This is a genomic window from Ectothiorhodospira lacustris (assembly GCF_022227785.1).
Lineage (GTDB): Bacteria > Pseudomonadota > Gammaproteobacteria > Ectothiorhodospirales > Ectothiorhodospiraceae > Ectothiorhodospira > Ectothiorhodospira lacustris.
On sequence record NZ_JAJNQM010000042.1, the window covers coordinates 1 to 15,850 of the forward strand.

The window sequence follows — 15,850 nt, forward strand, 5'->3', positions numbered from 1 at the left end:
AAACCGTGGAGTTTGCCGGCAGTCCCGATTACATCATCGGCCCGGGCGATAACGTCAATATCTTTATCTGGCGCCAGCCGGAGTTGTCCATGTCGGTGCCGGTCCGGCCCGACGGCAAGATCACTACCCCCCTCATCGAAGATGTTCCCGCCGCCAACAAGACCCCGACCCAACTGGCCCGGGACATGGAAGAAGTCCTGTCCGTCTATGTGCGTGACCCGGTGGTCACCGTGATCGTCACGGGATTCCGCGGACCCTTCGATCAGCAGATCCGGGTGGTGGGGCAGGCGGCCAATCCCCAGGCCATCCCCTATAACGAGAACATGACCCTGCTGGATGTCATGATCGCCGTGGGCGGGGTGACGGAATTTGCTGCCGGCAACCGTGCCTCCATCGTGCGCAACATCAACGGGGAGGCTCAGCAATTCAGGGTCCGTATCAATGACCTGATCAACAGGGGGGATATCCAGGCCAATGTGGCCGTGCTGCCCGGCGATATCCTCATCATTCCCGAGTCCTGGTTCTAAATAAATACACGATCTGTCCCGCAGGTGGGGGTAGCGCGGCGTCATCCCCGGCTTTCAGGTCGAGCCGGACTTACAGGGTGACGCCGTCCTGAGCCAATCTGCACGCTTCAGTAATACGCATGCCGGATCAGTGTTGTGCGGTATGCGAAGGCGAGGAGACCGCCATGCAGGAAATCATCTCTCAGATTCTGGGCTACTTGCGTGATATCTGGCGTTATCGCTGGGTGGTCCTGGTGGTCGCCTGGGTGGTGAGCTTGGCCGGCTGGCTCCATGTCTCCCAGATTCCGGATCAGTATCGCTCATCCGCCCAGGTGCATGTGGATACGGATTCCATGCTGCGTCCCCTGCTTCGGGGGCTGGCGGTGGACACCAACGTCTCCCAGCGGGTGGCCTTCATGACCCGCACCATGCTCACCGGCCCCAATCTGGAAGAGGTGGCCCGAGCCACGGATCTGCACCTCCAAGCCCATACCGATGCCGACATGCAGCGGATCGTCGGGCGGCTGCGCAGCGGCATCAGCATCTCTGCCGGGCGTCAGGACAACGTCTATACCATCGCCTACACCCACGGTAATCCACAGCATGCCTATGACGTGGTCCAGGCGTTGCTGAACCGTTTTGTGGAAGGGGCGTTGGGGGATTCCCGGACGGATACCGATGTGGCACGGCGTTTTCTGGATCAGCAAATCCGGGAATATGAGGAACGACTGATTGCCGCGGAGCGGCGCCTGGCGGACTTTCGTCGTGACAACGCAGGCATGATGCCCGGAGATCAGGGAGGATACTATTCTCGCCTGCAGCAAGCCCGCAATCTCCTTCAGGAAACCCAGCTGCGCCTGAGGGAAGCGGAGAACCGTCGTGACGAGATTCGCCGCCAGCTGGTAGGTGAGGAGCCTACCTTCGGCATCATGGGCGGTACCCGCACCACTCAGGCCACTGCCGCCATCGACGGTCGCATCCAGACTCTTCAGGCGCGCCTGGATGAGTTGTTGCTGACCTTCACGGAGCGACATCCGGACATTCAGAGTATCCGCCGCACCATCGAAGACCTGCAGGCCCAAAGGGAGGAGGAGATCCGCCTGGCCCGCCAGAGCGGCCCCAGCATGGAGCAGCTGGACACCAACCCGGTATATCAGCAGATGCGCATGACCCTGTCCAACGCGGACGTGGAGATCGCCAGCCTGCGGGTACGCCTGCAGCAGCACCAGGGCGCAGTGGAGGAACTGCAGCGGCTGGTGGACATCATCCCCGATATCGAGGCGGAGATGACGCGACTGGATCGGGACTACAGCGTCAACCGCGAACAGTATGAGCAGCTCCTGCGCCGCCGGGAGTCGGCCACCCTGAGCCGCAGCGTTGAAGAGCGGGGCGAGCAGGTACAGTTCCGGGTCATCGAGCCGGCCCGGGTCCCCGCGTCGCCGTCCGCCCCCAACCGTCCCGCCATGTTCTCCATGGCCCTGCTGGCGGGCCTGGGCCTCGGCGGCGGGCTGGCCTTTCTCATCGGCCAGCTCAGACCGGTCTTCGACAGCCGCCGTTCCCTCAACAAGGTCACGGGCTTCCCGGTACTGGGTACGGTGAGTCTGCTCGCCAGCCCGAAGCGGCTCATGCGCGAACGGATCGAACTCATATCCTTCGCCGGCGTAGGGGGGCTGTTGGTGGCGGCGTACTTTGCCGTGGTGGCGGCCGGCGGTATTCACCTGTCCATCGTTGCGAGGCTGCTGGGATGAGCGACAAACAGACCGATTTGAGCCTCATCGAAAAAGCGGTGCGTCGACTGGAGGCCAGGGACGACCCCAAGGACCGGCCCCACGGGGAAAACGATGTGCAAGCACGCCGACCGGCGGACCCCGGCGAGGCCATCCATAGGGATCAGGATAGTGACCGGGGCTCTGCGCGCGCGGTCACAATGCCGCCCTTTGAGCCCTTGCCGGACATTCCCCCTCCGCCGCCGGACGTGGATCTCACCTCGGACCGGTATGTGGAGCTGGATCTGGCCCACCTGCGCGAGCAGGGCTTCATCACCGCGAACTCCGAACGCAATCATGCTTCGGAAGAATTTCGCATGATCAAGCGCCCGTTGCTGGCTAATGCCTTCGGGCGAGGTGCAGAACTGGTCAAACACGGCAATCTGATCATGGTAACCAGCGCCAAATCGGGCGAAGGCAAGACCTTCACCGCCATCAACCTGGCCATGAGTATCGCCATGGAAATGGACAAGACGGTGCTGCTGGTGGATGCCGACGTGGGCCGGGCCAGAGTCCACCAGGTCCTGGGCACCCCCCAGGGGCCTGGGCTGATCGACCTGCTGCTGGACAAAGACCTGGATGTGGGTGACGTCATCATCAAGACCAACATCCCCAAGCTGCGGGTCATCCCCATGGGGCGTTACCACCCCCATTCCAATGAGCTGCTGGCCAGCGAAGAGATGCTCCGCCTCACCCGGGAACTGGCGGACCGTTATCCGGACCGCGTGGTGATCTTCGATTCCCCACCGCTGCTCATGACCAGTGAGTCGGTGGTGGTGGCAGGCCTGGTGGGGCAGATCGTGTTCGTGGTCGAATCCAGCCGCACCTTGCAAAGCTCGGTCAAGGATGCCTTGGCCATGCTGGATAGCTCCAAGCCCATCGGGCTGGTACTGAACAAGGTCCGCCGCACCCTGGGCAACTACGGGTATGGGTATGGGTACGGCTATGGTTACCACGGCAAGTCCGATACCGCCAAGGAAACCCCGGCATGAAGATCACCCCGTTCGGCACCCTGTTAGGATCCCTGGCGCTGGTGCATGCCGGCGCCGTTCAGGCCGGGAGCTGGGACTTCACGCCCCGTGTCTCCGTGTCCCAGACCTATACGGACAACGTGAATCTGGCCGCTCGCGGGGAAGACAAGGAAAGTGATTCGGTCTCCCAACTCAATACCGGCTTTTCATTGCAGCGCGCCGGCGGACGTACCGACCTCTCCCTGGGCTACAACCTGCAGAGCCTGGCCTATTGGGAGGATGACGGTCGCAATACCGTCTATCATCAGTTCGCGGGTACCAGCACCACCACCCTGATCCGTGAGACCCTGTTCCTTGATGCATCGGCCAGTTACGGGCAGCAGTTGAGGGATTCCAGGGACGGTTTTGCCGGTGACAACATCTCCACCACTGATCGTTCCGACGTGGCCCGCTATTCCGTGTCCCCCTACTGGCGCCAGGGCTTCGGCAGTTTTGCCACGGGGGAACTGCGTTACGCCTGGGACCAGGTGGACTATCAGTCTGGAGGCATCACCGGCAATAACAGTGAGAACCAGCGGATTCAGGCCTCGCTGAACAGTGGTCCTCAGTTCACTACGGTGGCCTGGACCCTGTCCTATAGTTGGGACGAGTCCACCTATGACGACGGCACCGATGTCACTCTGGAATCCCTGGAGGCCCTGGTTCGATTGAACATCAGCCCTCAGTTCAGTGTCTATGCGGCGGGCGGTGAAGAACGTAACGAGTACAACCGGGCCGCCGGAACGGTGGATCCGGACGATAACTTCTGGCGCGCGGGATTCACCTGGTTGCCGGGACCTCGCACCAGCCTGGACGCCTTTTACGGTGAACGCTTCTTCGATGATACCTACGGCCTGACCTTCAGCCATCGCTTTCGGCATGCCACCTGGCAGGTGAATTACTCGGAATCGATCACGTCCCTGGCCCGAGCCTTCACGCCCGTGGAGGATGAGTTCGATGACGACGCCAATTTGCCTGATGGCACGGACGCCTACATCTCCAAGCGTCTCAACATCTCGGTGGCGGGACAGCGTTCCAAGCTTTCCTGGGGGCTTGCGGCCGCCCTGGAAGAGCGTCTCTACCAGACGGACCGGGGCGATCAGGAAATCAACAGCGTCAGCGCCAACCTGGGTTGGCGGGTCGCCCCGCGTACCCAGGCTACCCTGTCATCCCAGTGGCAGCGATCCGATTACGACCTGGACAGCCGCAAGGACGACCTGTGGAACGTGAGTCTGGGCGTCAGCCGCACCCTGGGGCCTTCCACATCGGCTACGCTGCAATACCGCTACCAGGAGCGTGACTCCAACCAGGAAGGTTTCGAGTACCAGGAGAACCGTATCACCGCCACCCTGAGCAGGACCTTCTAGGGCCCCCCATGTACGAAGCCTATTTCAACCTAGACCGCAAGCCCTTCCAGCTCAGCCCCGATCCCCAGTTCTTTTTCGGCAGTCGCATCCATAAGCGGGCCCTGGCCTATCTGCGATACGGTCTGAGCCAGGGAGAGGGGTTCATTGCCATCACCGGGGACGTGGGGACGGGCAAGACCACCCTGGTACGCATGCTGTTCAACGACATCTCCGAACGGGACTATTTCGCTGCTCAGATCGTGACCACTCAGCTCCATGCCGATGACCTGCTGCGCATGGTGGCCATGGCCTTCGGCATGCAGGTGGGCAGTGACAGCAAGGCCAACCTGCTCACCCGCATCGAGCGCTTCCTGGTGGACAAGTCCCGGGAAGGCAAGCGGGTTCTGTTGGTGATCGACGAGGCCCAGAACCTGCCGCCCCATGCCCTGGAAGAACTGCGCATGTTGTCCAACTTCCAGCTTGCCGGTCGGCCGCTGTTGCAGAGCTTTTTGCTGGGACAGAACCAGTTCCGGCGTACCCTGCAGATGGCCGAACTGGAACAGTTTCGCCAGCGCTTCATCGCCGCCTGCCATCTCACGCCGCTGTCACAGGAAGAGACCGAGGAATACATCCGTTACCGGCTGGAACATGCAGGCTGGAAGAACGACCCGGCCTTCGAGGCGGAGGCCTTTGCCGAGGTCTACCGGCAGACCCAGGGCATCCCCCGACGCATCAACAGTCTGGCGGATCGGCTGTTGCTGTATGCCTTTCTGGAGGAGCGCCACGAGATCAGTGCCGAGGTGGTGCAGACGGTGGCCAGGGAGCTGGGCGAAGAGATCAGCGCCATCTCGGAAGAGGTGGGCGTCGGGCCGGTGGAAGACAGCATGAACCGGGGGATCTATGACGGCCAGGGTCTGCCTGCCCACTATTCCTGGGGCAACATCGAGTTACGGGTATCCGCCCTGGAAAGCCGGATCCAGTCCCTGGAGAAGTCCTTTTACCGGGAGATCTCTTTGTTGCGGCGGGCAGTGAAGCATTTGATGAAGGAGTGATCTTCTTGCAGACAATCAGGGGAGGCAGTACCTCATGAACACAGCCGGACGCGCCCCCACCCACGGCATCCGCAACGCGATGACCGTGGACGTGGAAGACTACTTCCACGTCTCCGCCTTTGAAAACCACATCTGCCGCGGTACCTGGGACGAACTCCCCTGCCGGGTGGAACGCAACGTGGACCGCATCCTCCAGCTCTTTGCGGACCACGACACCAAGGCCACCTTCTTCTACTTGGGCTGGGTGGCAAAACGCTATCCCGAACTGGTCCGGCGCACCCAGGCCGAAGGCCACGAGATCGCCAGCCATGGCTGGTCCCACATCCGGGCCACGGAACAGACCCCCGAGGCCTTCCGCCAGGACGTGAGCCGTACCCGGGCCTTGCTGGAAGACACCGTGGGCGCCCCGGTGCTGGGCTATCGGGCCGCCAGCTACTCCATCGGCCGCGACAACCTATGGACCCTGGACACCCTGCAGGAGACCGGTTACCGCTACAGCTCCAGCATCTATCCCGTTCACCACGACCTCTACGGGATGCCCGAGGCCCCCCGTTTCTCCTTCCGGCCGGGGCAGGGGGATCTGGTGGAGGTCCCCGTTACCACCGTGGAGATCCTGGGCAAGAAGCTCCCCTGCGGCGGCGGCGGTTATTTCCGCCTGCTGCCCTATGAAATCTCCCGCTGGGCCATCCAGCAGGTCAACCAGCGGGATCGGCAGGCTGCCGTGTTCTATTTTCACCCCTGGGAGATCGACCCCGAGCAACCCCGTCAGACCGGGCTCGGGCTCAAGACCCGGGTGCGTCATTACCTCAACCTGTCCCGCACCGAAGGCCGGCTCAAGCGGTTGCTGTCGGATTTTCAGTGGGGACGCATGGACCGGATTTTTCTTGAGCAGGCAGTGAATCCCGCATGAATGCAGTCATGGAGACCAAGGGCAGTGACGCCCGGACGGCACTGAATATCCGTCAACTCGAGGATGTTGACGAGGCCCGCTGGGATGCCTATGTCATGGCATGCCCGGAGGCCACTTTCTTCCACCGCAGCGGCTGGCGCCGGGTACTCCGGGAGGCCTTCGGGCACCCCAGCCATTTTCTGTATGCGGAACGGGACGGCCGGATTCGAGGCATCCTGCCCCTGGGGCATGTGAAGACCCTGCTGTTCGGCAATGCCCTCATCTCCATGCCCTTTTGCGTCTACGGCGGCGTGGCCGCCGACGACGAGGCCACGGCCGATACCCTGATCGAGGCGGCCCGGATGCTGGCGGAGGAACTGCAGGTGGATTATCTGGAGTTGCGCCATCTCCAGCGCCGCTGTCCCCAGTGGCCCTGCAAGGACGATCTCTACGTCACCTTCCGTAAACCCATCGAGCCGGAGGAAGAAGCCAACCTGCTGGCGATCCCGCGCAAGCAGCGGGCCATGGTGCGTAAAGGCATCAAGCACGGGCTCGTGTCCGGGTTCGAGGATGACGTATCCACGTTCTTTACCATCTACGCCGACAGCGTGCGTCGCCTGGGCACCCCCGTGTTCTCCCGCCGCTATTTCCAGTGCCTGCTGGACACCTTCGGTCAGGATGCCCGGATCCTCACCGTCACCCATCAGGACCAGCCGGTGAGCAGCGTGCTCAGCTTCTGCTTCCGCGACGAGGTGCTGCCCTATTACGGTGGCGGCATGCCCGCGGCCCGGGAACTGGCCGGATTCGATTTTCTCTATTGGGAAGTCATGCGCCACGCCTGCGCCACCGGTTATCGGTGCTTCGACTACGGTCGCAGCAAGCGGGGCACCGGCTCCTTCAGCTTCAAGAAGAACTGGGGCTTCCAGCCCCGGCCGCTCTACTACGAGTACCATCTGGTGAAGGCGGACGCCATCCCCGAGATCAACCCCCTGAATCCCAAGTACCGCCTCTTCATCGAGGCCTGGAAACGCCTGCCCACACCGGTGGCCAACCTCATCGGTCCCCGTCTCTCCCGAGGCCTGGGATGAACGACACCACACGCCCGGCGCTGCTCTATCTGGTCCACCGGATCCCGTACCCGCCCAACAAGGGGGACAAGATCCGGTCATTCAACCTACTCAAGCATCTGGCGGGCCGCTACCGCATCCACTTGGGTGCTTTCGTGGACGATCCCCACGACTGGCGCTACCAAGAAGACGTCACCCGCCTGTGCGAGAGCACTTGCCTGCTGCCGTTGCGGCCGCCGCTGGCCAAGCTCGCGAGCCTGCGGGGGTTCATGGACGGACGCCCCCTGTCGGAGCCTTACTACGACAGCCGGCCCATGCGGCAATGGGTGCGCCGGATCCTGGATCAGGGCGTGGGACGGGTCCTGGTCTTCTCGTCCGCCATGGCCCAGTACCTGCGGCCGGAGGACCATGCCGGTCGCCGGGTGGTGGTGGATTTCGTCGATGTGGACTCCGATAAGTGGCGCCAGTACGCCGCTTCCCACCGTTTTCCCATGAACCGGATCTACGCCCGGGAATCTCGGTACCTACTGGACTTCGAGCGGCGCGTTGCGTCCCTGGCGGATGCAGGTGCCTTCGTCAGTGAGCAGGAAGCCGCCCTGTTCAGGACACTGGCCCCGGAATCGGCCGGTCGTGTCCATGCCATCGACAACGGCGTGGACGTGGATTATTTCAGCCCGGCGCGTGAGTATCCCCGCCCGTACGGCGTGGGTGAGCAGCATCTGGTCTTCACCGGCGCCATGGACTACTGGGCCAACGTGGATGCGGTGTGCTGGTTTGCCCGGGAGGTCTTCCCCCTGGTGCGGCTGGAACATGGCGATGCCCGTTTCACCATTGTCGGCGCGAGGCCGGCCAGGGAAGTCAAGCAACTGGAGCAGATCGACGGCATCCAGGTCACAGGCGCGGTCAAGGATGTCCGTCCCTACCTGGCCCATGCGGAGGCGGCGGTGGCACCGCTGCGGATTGCCCGCGGGATCCAGAACAAGGTGCTGGAGGCCATGGCCATGGGCAAGCCCGTGCTGGTGACCCCTCAGGCCCTGGATGGACTGCGCGCCTGCCAGGGGCTGGAGTGGCCGGTGAGCGAGGACCCGGTCACCCTGGCCAGGATGGCCTGCGATGTCCTGTCCGGCGCCCTGTCCCCGGAACCGGGGCGGCTGGGGCGGGCCTGTGTCTGTGAACATTACAGCTGGGCCGAGCACATGGAGCGGTTCGTGACCTTGTTGGAGTCGCCATGACCACCAGTATTTCAACATCGGCTGAAAACACATCAGCAGCATCAGCGGCATCGGCAGCCCCCCGGACTCCGGACCTGTCATGGCCCCTGGCCCTGGGGCTCCTGGTCGCAGGCATGGGAGCCATGGTGCTCCTCTACTGGCCCAGCGTGCAGAAGTTGGTGCATATCTGGCTCAACTCGGATACCTATGCCCACGGCATGGTCATCCTGCCCATCAGCCTGTTCCTGGCCTGGCGCATGCGCCACCAACTGGCCGCGCTGACCCCGCGCCCCAGCTACCTGGGCATCCTGCTCATCGCCGCCCTGGGGCTGGGCTGGACCTTGGCTCGAGCCGCCGATGTCACCGTGGTCCAGACCTTCGTCGTGGTCGCCATGGTGCCCACCCTGGTCATCACCGTTCTGGGACTGGGCATCTCCCGGGCGCTGACGTTTCCCCTGGCCTATATCTTTTTCGCCTGGCCGGTGGGGAGCTTCCTGGTCCCCATCCTGCAGGACTACACCGCCTGGTTCACCGTGCTCATGCTGCGTCTGACGGGGCTGCCGGTCTACGCGGAAGGTTATTACATCAGCATTCCCGCCGGGGATTTCGTGGTGGCCGAGGTCTGCAGCGGCATCCGCTATCTCATCGCCTCGGTCGCCCTCGGGCTGGTCTATGCCTATCTGATCTACCGCAGCCTCTGGCGGCGGCTGGTGTTCACGGCCTTTGCCATCGTCATTCCCATCGTGGCCAATGGCCTGCGGGCCTACGGCATCATCATGATCGCTCACTGGACCGACATGGAGCACGCCGTGGGAGTGGACCACCTGATCTACGGGTGGCTGTTCTTCGGCGTGGTGATGTTCCTGCTGTTCTGGGTGGGCAGCCTGTTCCGGGAGGATGATCTCCCGCAGCCTGAGGACCAGCGCCGGGCAATGATGAAGGATGAGATGTCACCCTCCAAGGCAGCCGCCTCTCCCGTGTTCCTGCCCCTGACCCTGGCGGCCGTGGTGCTGGTCATGGCGCCCCTGGCCGAACTGGGGATCAACCAGCGCATGGCGGCCTTGGCCGGTGACCGTTATCCGGCGGCGCCCCAGGTCATGGGCTGGACCGCGCCCCGGCAGGATGAGACGCCCGCCTGGCAGCCCCGGTTTGCCGAGCCGGATTATCAATCCCAGCATGCCTACCGGTCTGAAAACGGGCATGAGCTGGCCCTGCATCTATCCCACTATCATCACAGCCAGGCCGGTACGGAACTCGTCACCTACGGTAATCTGATCTACGATGAAGTGACATGGCGCCGGGTCTCCGAGTCTGGGCGCAGCGTGACCCTGCCTGACGGTGAGCAACACGGGGTTCGCGAAACGATCCTGCGTGGTCCCGGAGATCGCGGGCGCATCGTCTGGCACTGGTACCAGGTGGCAGATCGTCCCACCGCCCGCCCCATTGAGGTGAAGCTCTTGGAGGCCTGGGCCCGGCTCAGTGGCCATCGGGACGGCTCGCTGTTGGTGGCTGTGACCACGGAGTTCCAGCTCACTCCCGACGAGGGGCGTGTCGTATTGCAGGAATTTCTCACCCGCATGCCCGGACTGATTGACGTGGAATACCGGCCGGAGTCAGGCTCATGACCAACGGCCCGCGGGGTACACCACCGCTGGTGGCCCACATCATTCATCGTCTGGACGTGGGCGGCATGGAGAACGGTCTGGTCAACCTGATCAACCACATGCCTGCGGACCGCTACCGCCATGCCATCGTGTGCATGACGGACTACACCGATTTCAGTCGCCGCATTCGCCGCGACGACGTGACGCTGCATGCCCTGCACAAGCAGGAGGGCAAGGACCTCAAGGTCCACGGCCGGCTCTGGCGTTTGCTGCGCCGACTGCGGCCGGACATTGTCCATACCCGCAACATGGCCACCCTGGAGACCCAGGCCATTGCCGCCCTGGCGGGGGTGAGGCGGCGTGTCCATGGCGAGCATGGCTGGGACATCGGTGATCTGGACGGCTCCCGGGCCAAAACCCGGCACCTGCGCCGTGTGTTCCGGCCCCTGGTGGGCCAGTACATTGCCCTGTCCCGGCACCAGCTGGATTACCTGTCACGGCAGATCAGCGTGGCCCCGGCCCGCCTGAACCATATCTGCAACGGGGTGGATGTTGTCCGTTTTTCACCCCGGGACAAGGCCCAGGCCCGCTCCATCCTGCCGGAGGGATTCGCGCCCCCGGAGGCTGTTGTCATCGGCGCTGTCATGCGGATGCAGGCGGTCAAGGCCCCGGATATCCTGGTGGAGGCCGTGCTTGCCCTGCTGAGGCGGGATGAAGGGCTGAAGCGCAGGCTGCGTCTGGTGATGATCGGAGACGGCCCCCTACGGGAGGGGCTGCAGGCCCGTCTGCGGGAAGCCGGTGTTGCCGACCTGGCCTGGCTGCCCGGCAACCGTGACGACATTCCCGACCTGATGGCGACGATGGACCTGTGCGTGGTGCCTTCCCTGGCGGAAGGCATTTGCAACACCGTATTGGAGGCCATGGCCACCGGTCTGCCGGTGATCGGCACCGCGGTGGGGGGCAATCCCGACCTGATCGAGCCGGGCCGGACCGGCACCCTGATCCCCGCCGGTGATCCCGATGCCCTGGCCGACGCCCTGAGCGGCTATCTGGACGACATGGCCCTGGCCCGGACCCACGGCGGCACCGCCCGGGAGCGGGCGCAGCAGCGCTACAGCCTGGAAGCCATGGTGCAGGGCTACCTGAACGTCTATGACAGACTCTCCAAGAGATAAAAAACATGTGCGGCATCACAGGGATCTTCGACATCCAGGGCCAGGCCCCCATCGACCGGGGACTGCTGGAACGCATGAACCAGACCCAGTTCCACCGAGGCCCCGATGAAGGCGGCGTCCACCTGGAACCCGGGGTCGGGCTGGCCCACCGCCGACTGTCCATCATCGACCTCTCCAGCGGCCAGCAGCCCCTGTTCAACGAAGACGATACCGTGGCCGTCACCTACAACGGTGAGATATACAACTTCCCGGCACTGACCCAAACCCTCAAGGCCGCCGGACACACCTTCCGCACCCATTGCGACACCGAAGTCATTGTCCACGCCTGGGAAGAATGGGGCGAAGACTGCGTGCGTCACTTCCGCGGCATGTTCGCCTTCGCCGTCTGGGACCGCAACCGCCAAAGCCTGTTCCTGGCCCGGGACCGCCTGGGCATCAAGCCCGTCTACTACGCCCATCTGCCCAATGGGCAGTGCATTTTCGCCTCCGAACTCAAGGCCCTGATGGTCCACCCGGATCTGCCCCGGTCGCTGGACCCCCGGGCGGTGGACGAATATTTCGCCTATGGCTACGTGCCCGAGCCGCGCACCATCTACCAGGGCGTACACAAGCTGCCCCCCGGCCACACCCTGCTGCTGCAGCGGGGCCGCACACCGGGGGAGCCGCGGGAATACTGGGATGTGCCGTTCCAGCCCCATGCCCCCATGGGTGAGGCCCAGGCGATGGAGGAACTGGTGGAACGCCTGCGCGAAGCGGTACGTATCCGCCTGGTGGCCGAGGTACCCCTGGGGGCCTTCCTGTCCGGCGGCGTGGACTCCAGCGCCGTGGTGGCCATGATGGCGGGGCTGATGGACGACCCGGTCAAGACCTGCTCCATCGGCTTCAGCGACCCCCGCTACGACGAGTCCGCCCATGCCGCCCAGGTGGCCGAGCGCTATCACACCAGCCACCGGCAGCGGCAGGTGGACCCGGACGACTTCAGCCTGTTGGACCGGCTGGCGGATCTCTACGACGAACCTTTTGCCGACAGCTCGGCCCTGCCCACTTACCGGGTCTGCGAACTGGCCCGACAGGATGTCACCGTGGCCCTGTCGGGGGACGGCGGGGATGAGACCCTGGCCGGCTATCGGCGCTATCGGTTCCATCTACAGGAGGAGCGGGTGCGCAATCATCTGCCCCTGGGGTTGCGGCGTCCCCTGTTCGGCACCCTGGGACGGATATATCCCAAGCTGGACCAGGCCCCGCGGATGTTCCGCGCCCGCGCCACCTTTCAGGCCCTGGCCCGAGACGCGGTGGAGGGGTATTTCAACAACATCGCCGTCATTCGTGACGAGCAGCGCCTGAAGCTCTACAGCCCCGCCTTCCGGCGGCAGCTGAAGGGACACACGGCGGTGGACGTGCTGCGCCGCCACGCCGCCCGTGCCCCGGTGGAAGATCCCCTGTCCCTGGTTCAGTACCTGGACATGAAGACCTATTTGCCCGGCGACATCCTTACCAAGGTGGACCGAGCCAGCATGGCCCATGCTCTGGAGGTACGGGTGCCCATCCTGGATCATCCCCTGGTGGAATGGATCTCGGGCCTGCCGCCGTCGCTCAAGCTCCGGGGTGGGGAAGGGAAGTACCTGTTGAAGAAGGCCATGGAGCCGCACCTGCCCAACGATATCCTGTACCGGCGCAAGCAGGGCTTTGCCGTGCCCCTGGACCAGTGGTTCCGCGGTCCCCTGAAACAGCGCCTGCAGGACACCATCCTCGGCGACCGGTTGCAGGATGCCGGCCTTTTTGAGATGAGCACCCTCCGGCATCTGGTGGATGCCCATGTGAGCGGGCGCCGGGATTACAGTGCCCCCCTGTGGTCCCTGTTCATGTTCGAGGCGTTTTTGCGGCGCAACGAGGGCTGAGCGTCACCGTCCCCTTCCGTCATTCCCGCCCTTTTCCGTCACTCGCCCTTTCTTCCGTCACTCCCGCCTTCCTCCGTCACTCCCGCGAACGCGGGAGTCCATGCCCCCCCCATCCTTGACTGGATTCCCGCGTTCGCGGGAATGACGGGGGCCGTGAATGGATTCCCGCGTTCGCGGGAATGACGAGACTGGCCCATTACCGTCACTCCCGCCCTTTCTTCCGTCACTCCCTTTCTTTCCTTCCGTCACTCCCGCGAAAGCGGGAGTCCAGGCTTTTTAAGCCGAGATACGATCGTCGATCAGCTCCCGCAGCATCTGCGCGCCGTTGCGGATCATCTCTTCCGTGGTCACCCAGTTCACACAGGCGTCGGTGATAGAACAGCCGTAGCGCAGCCGGGTGCGATCCGCGGTCAGCGGCTGATTGCCCGCCTCCAAGAAGCTTTCGACCATCAGCCCCACGATGGAACGGTTACCCTCCCGAATCTGGTGCAACACGTCCTTCATTACCAGAGGCTGCAGTTCCGGGTTCTTGGAGGAATTGGCGTGGGAGCAGTCCACCACGATATTCCGGGGGATTCCCGCCTTTTCCAGGGCCTGCTCAGCCAGGGCCACGGAGACGGTGTCATAGTTAGGTTGCCCGTTGCCGCCGCGCAGCACCAGATGCCCGTAACGGTTGCCCCGGGTGCGCAGGATCACCGACTGCCCGTCATTGCCGATGCCCAGGAAACTGTGGGGACTGCCGGCTGACAGTATGGCGTTGATCGCCACGCTCAGGTCCCCGTCGGTGCCGTTCTTGAAGCCCACGGGGGTGGACAGGCCCGAGGACATCTCCCGGTGGGTCTGGGATTCCGCCGTGCGGGCGCCGATGGCCGTCCAGGCGATCAGATCGCCGTAGTACTGGGGCGCAATGGGGTCCAGGGCCTCGGTGGCCGCCGGCAGGCCCAGCTCATTGATGTCCATCAGGAAGCGCCGTGCCTTGGCCATCCCCTCATCGATCCGGAAGGTGTCATCCAGGTAGGGATCGTTGATGAATCCCTTCCAGCCCACGGCGGTGCGGGGCTTTTCGAAATAGACCCGCATCACCAGCAGCATGACATCCGATACCTCGTCCGCCAGCGCCTTCAGGCGCCGCGCATAGTCCATGCCAGCCTCGGGATCGTGGATGGAGCAGGGACCCACCACCACGAACAGGCGCGGGTCCCGGTGATCCAGGATATCGCACAGGGTCTTGCGCCCGGTGAGGACGGTGCGGGCCGCGGCATCGGACAGGGGGAACTGTGCCTTGATCTCCCGGGGGGAGGGCATGTAGTCCATGGCGGCGATGTTGAGGTTTTCGGTCTGAGCTGTGGTCATGCGGATAATCCGGCGTAAAAGGGTGACAATCTTGACAGTCTAACGCGAAAATGCATTGCATTGTGCAATGCGGTTTCAAGCCTCAAACTATCAGCCCGCCCAGAATTTTCCCGAAGATTTCATGCCCCGCCCAAAATTCGAAGAACAATGGCGTCAGCGCTTCATTCAGCGCGGTACGGTCTGTCAGGATGACGCCGACATCGCCGGCTGGACGCGGTCCGGGCTGGAGGCCCGGCTGAGAAACTTTCAGCGCCTCTGGCCAGGGGATGTGCCGGGGGCCCTGTGGCTGGACGTGGGTTGCGGGGCCGGCAGTTATACCCGTTATCTGGCCGGGCAGGGCGTCAGTCCCATCGGCATGGACTATTCCCTGCCCTCGGTACAAAAGGCCCGGGAACGCAGTCCGGTGGCGATGACCTGGGCCGTGGGGGATGTGACGCAGCTTGCGATCCGTCCCGCTTCCCTGGACGGTGTCCTGTGCTTTGGTGTGATGCAGGCCCTGTCACGGCCGGAGCAGGCGGTGCGGGAGCTGGTGCATGCCACCCGACCGGGTGGACAGGTCTGGATAGACGCTCTGAACCGTGACTGCCTGACCACCCGGATCCGGTGTCTGGTGGCCCGATTGACGGGGCGTGCACCGGGTCTTCGGTACGACCGGGTCGGTGATCTTGTCGCTTGGTTGGAACGGGAAGGGGCCACGGAGGTGCGGGTGCACTGGATCCCCATCCTGCCGGGGCGTCTGCAGCGGTATCAGTCGTTGCTGGAAAGGCCCTGGATGCGGCGGCTGATCCGGGCCGTTCCGGGGTTGGGCAGCCTGCTCAGCCACGCCATCCTGGTGTCCGCCAAACGTTCCCCTCATCCCCGGCCCTTCTCCCCCGAGGGGAGAAGGGGGTAAGACCAGTTCCCAATCCGTGGGGGAAGGTAAGCCCCTCTCCCCTTGCGGGAGAGGGGTTGGGGTGAGGGGAGAGCCTTGCTA

At 63.8% G+C, this 15,850-nt stretch carries 13 protein-coding genes; 12 read left to right on the forward strand and 1 reads right to left on the reverse strand.

The genetic code is table 11. The annotated features are described in order from the left end of the window. The 11 genes from LQ952_RS09500 to LQ952_RS09550 form a co-directional block, all read left to right on the forward strand. The coding region (locus LQ952_RS09500; RefSeq protein WP_238622422.1) for an XrtA/PEP-CTERM system exopolysaccharide export protein at positions 1-527 on the forward strand (527 nt) is incomplete at its 5' end. Positions 528-691: 164 nt separating this feature from the next. Next, positions 692-2,254: an XrtA system polysaccharide chain length determinant gene (locus tag LQ952_RS09505; RefSeq protein WP_238622423.1), complete on the forward strand. Its 1,563-nt coding sequence runs from the start codon at positions 692-694 to the stop codon at positions 2,252-2,254. Continuing rightward, positions 2,251-3,264, forward strand: coding sequence for an XrtA-associated tyrosine autokinase (locus tag LQ952_RS09510; protein WP_238622424.1), 1,014 nt, complete (start codon positions 2,251-2,253; stop codon positions 3,262-3,264). Before LQ952_RS09505 ends, LQ952_RS09510 begins: the two co-directional genes overlap by 4 nt. Then, positions 3,261-4,649 (forward strand): TIGR03016 family PEP-CTERM system-associated outer membrane protein, encoded by a 1,389-nt coding sequence (locus tag LQ952_RS09515; RefSeq protein ID WP_238622425.1) that lies wholly within the window; start codon positions 3,261-3,263, stop codon positions 4,647-4,649. The genes LQ952_RS09510 and LQ952_RS09515 overlap by 4 nt, the downstream gene beginning before the upstream one ends. A gap of 8 nt (positions 4,650-4,657) precedes the next feature. Continuing rightward, positions 4,658-5,680 (forward strand): XrtA/PEP-CTERM system-associated ATPase, encoded by a 1,023-nt coding sequence (locus tag LQ952_RS09520; protein ID WP_238622426.1) that lies wholly within the window; start codon positions 4,658-4,660, stop codon positions 5,678-5,680. 34 nt (positions 5,681-5,714) lie between these two features. Continuing rightward, entirely contained in the window at positions 5,715-6,590 is an 876-nt protein-coding gene (locus tag LQ952_RS09525) for an XrtA system polysaccharide deacetylase (protein ID WP_238622427.1), read from the forward strand. Next, positions 6,587-7,657, forward strand: coding sequence for a FemAB family XrtA/PEP-CTERM system-associated protein (locus LQ952_RS09530; protein ID WP_238622428.1), 1,071 nt, complete (start codon positions 6,587-6,589; stop codon positions 7,655-7,657). Before LQ952_RS09525 ends, LQ952_RS09530 begins: the two co-directional genes overlap by 4 nt. Continuing rightward, positions 7,654-8,868: a TIGR03087 family PEP-CTERM/XrtA system glycosyltransferase gene (locus LQ952_RS09535; RefSeq protein WP_238622429.1), complete on the forward strand. Its 1,215-nt coding sequence runs from the start codon at positions 7,654-7,656 to the stop codon at positions 8,866-8,868. The genes LQ952_RS09530 and LQ952_RS09535 overlap by 4 nt, the downstream gene beginning before the upstream one ends. After that, positions 8,865-10,472 carry an exosortase A gene (xrtA, locus tag LQ952_RS09540; protein WP_238622430.1) on the forward strand — a complete coding sequence of 536 codons (1,608 nt, stop codon included), beginning with the start codon at positions 8,865-8,867 and terminating at the stop codon, positions 10,470-10,472. The genes LQ952_RS09535 and xrtA overlap by 4 nt, the downstream gene beginning before the upstream one ends. Beyond that, complete coding sequence (locus LQ952_RS09545) at positions 10,469-11,626, forward strand: TIGR03088 family PEP-CTERM/XrtA system glycosyltransferase (RefSeq protein WP_238622431.1); 1,158 nt, start codon at positions 10,469-10,471, stop codon at positions 11,624-11,626. The genes xrtA and LQ952_RS09545 overlap by 4 nt, the downstream gene beginning before the upstream one ends. A gap of 5 nt (positions 11,627-11,631) precedes the next feature. Beyond that, a complete protein-coding gene (locus LQ952_RS09550) occupies positions 11,632-13,524 on the forward strand; it encodes an XrtA/PEP-CTERM system amidotransferase (protein WP_238622432.1) in 1,893 nt (630 codons plus the stop codon). Between the two features lie 276 nt (positions 13,525-13,800). On the opposite strand, the gene LQ952_RS09555 is transcribed toward LQ952_RS09550, so the two are convergent. Next, positions 13,801-14,877, reverse strand: coding sequence for a 3-deoxy-7-phosphoheptulonate synthase (locus LQ952_RS09555; protein WP_238622433.1), 1,077 nt, complete (start codon positions 14,875-14,877; stop codon positions 13,801-13,803). A gap of 121 nt (positions 14,878-14,998) precedes the next feature. Here LQ952_RS09555 and LQ952_RS09560 point away from each other — a divergent pair, with 121 nt between their 5' ends. After that, the gene (locus LQ952_RS09560; RefSeq protein ID WP_238622434.1) at positions 14,999-15,769 is read left to right on the forward strand and encodes a class I SAM-dependent methyltransferase; all 771 of its coding nucleotides are present in this window, start codon (positions 14,999-15,001) and stop codon (positions 15,767-15,769) included. Positions 15,770-15,850: the final 81 nt, after the last annotated feature.

Excerpts from the sequence above, each read along its gene's own strand:
- LQ952_RS09550 (WP_238622432.1), top strand. The coding sequence starts at position 11,632 with ATGTGCGGCATCACAGGGATCTTCGACATCCAGGGCCAGGCCCCCATC.
- LQ952_RS09525 (WP_238622427.1), top strand. The coding sequence starts at position 5,715 with ATGAACACAGCCGGACGCGCCCCCACCCACGGCATCCGCAACGCGATG.
- LQ952_RS09515 (WP_238622425.1), top strand. The coding sequence starts at position 3,261 with ATGAAGATCACCCCGTTCGGCACCCTGTTAGGATCCCTGGCGCTGGTG.
- LQ952_RS09505 (WP_238622423.1), top strand. The coding sequence starts at position 692 with ATGCAGGAAATCATCTCTCAGATTCTGGGCTACTTGCGTGATATCTGG.
- LQ952_RS09520 (WP_238622426.1), top strand. The coding sequence starts at position 4,658 with ATGTACGAAGCCTATTTCAACCTAGACCGCAAGCCCTTCCAGCTCAGC.
- LQ952_RS09555 (WP_238622433.1), bottom strand. The coding sequence starts at position 14,877 with ATGACCACAGCTCAGACCGAAAACCTCAACATCGCCGCCATGGACTAC.
- LQ952_RS09535 (WP_238622429.1), top strand. The coding sequence starts at position 7,654 with ATGAACGACACCACACGCCCGGCGCTGCTCTATCTGGTCCACCGGATC.
- LQ952_RS09530 (WP_238622428.1), top strand. The coding sequence starts at position 6,587 with ATGAATGCAGTCATGGAGACCAAGGGCAGTGACGCCCGGACGGCACTG.
- LQ952_RS09510 (WP_238622424.1), top strand. The coding sequence starts at position 2,251 with ATGAGCGACAAACAGACCGATTTGAGCCTCATCGAAAAAGCGGTGCGT.
- xrtA (WP_238622430.1), top strand. The coding sequence starts at position 8,865 with ATGACCACCAGTATTTCAACATCGGCTGAAAACACATCAGCAGCATCA.
- LQ952_RS09545 (WP_238622431.1), top strand. The coding sequence starts at position 10,469 with ATGACCAACGGCCCGCGGGGTACACCACCGCTGGTGGCCCACATCATT.
- LQ952_RS09560 (WP_238622434.1), top strand. The coding sequence starts at position 14,999 with ATGCCCCGCCCAAAATTCGAAGAACAATGGCGTCAGCGCTTCATTCAG.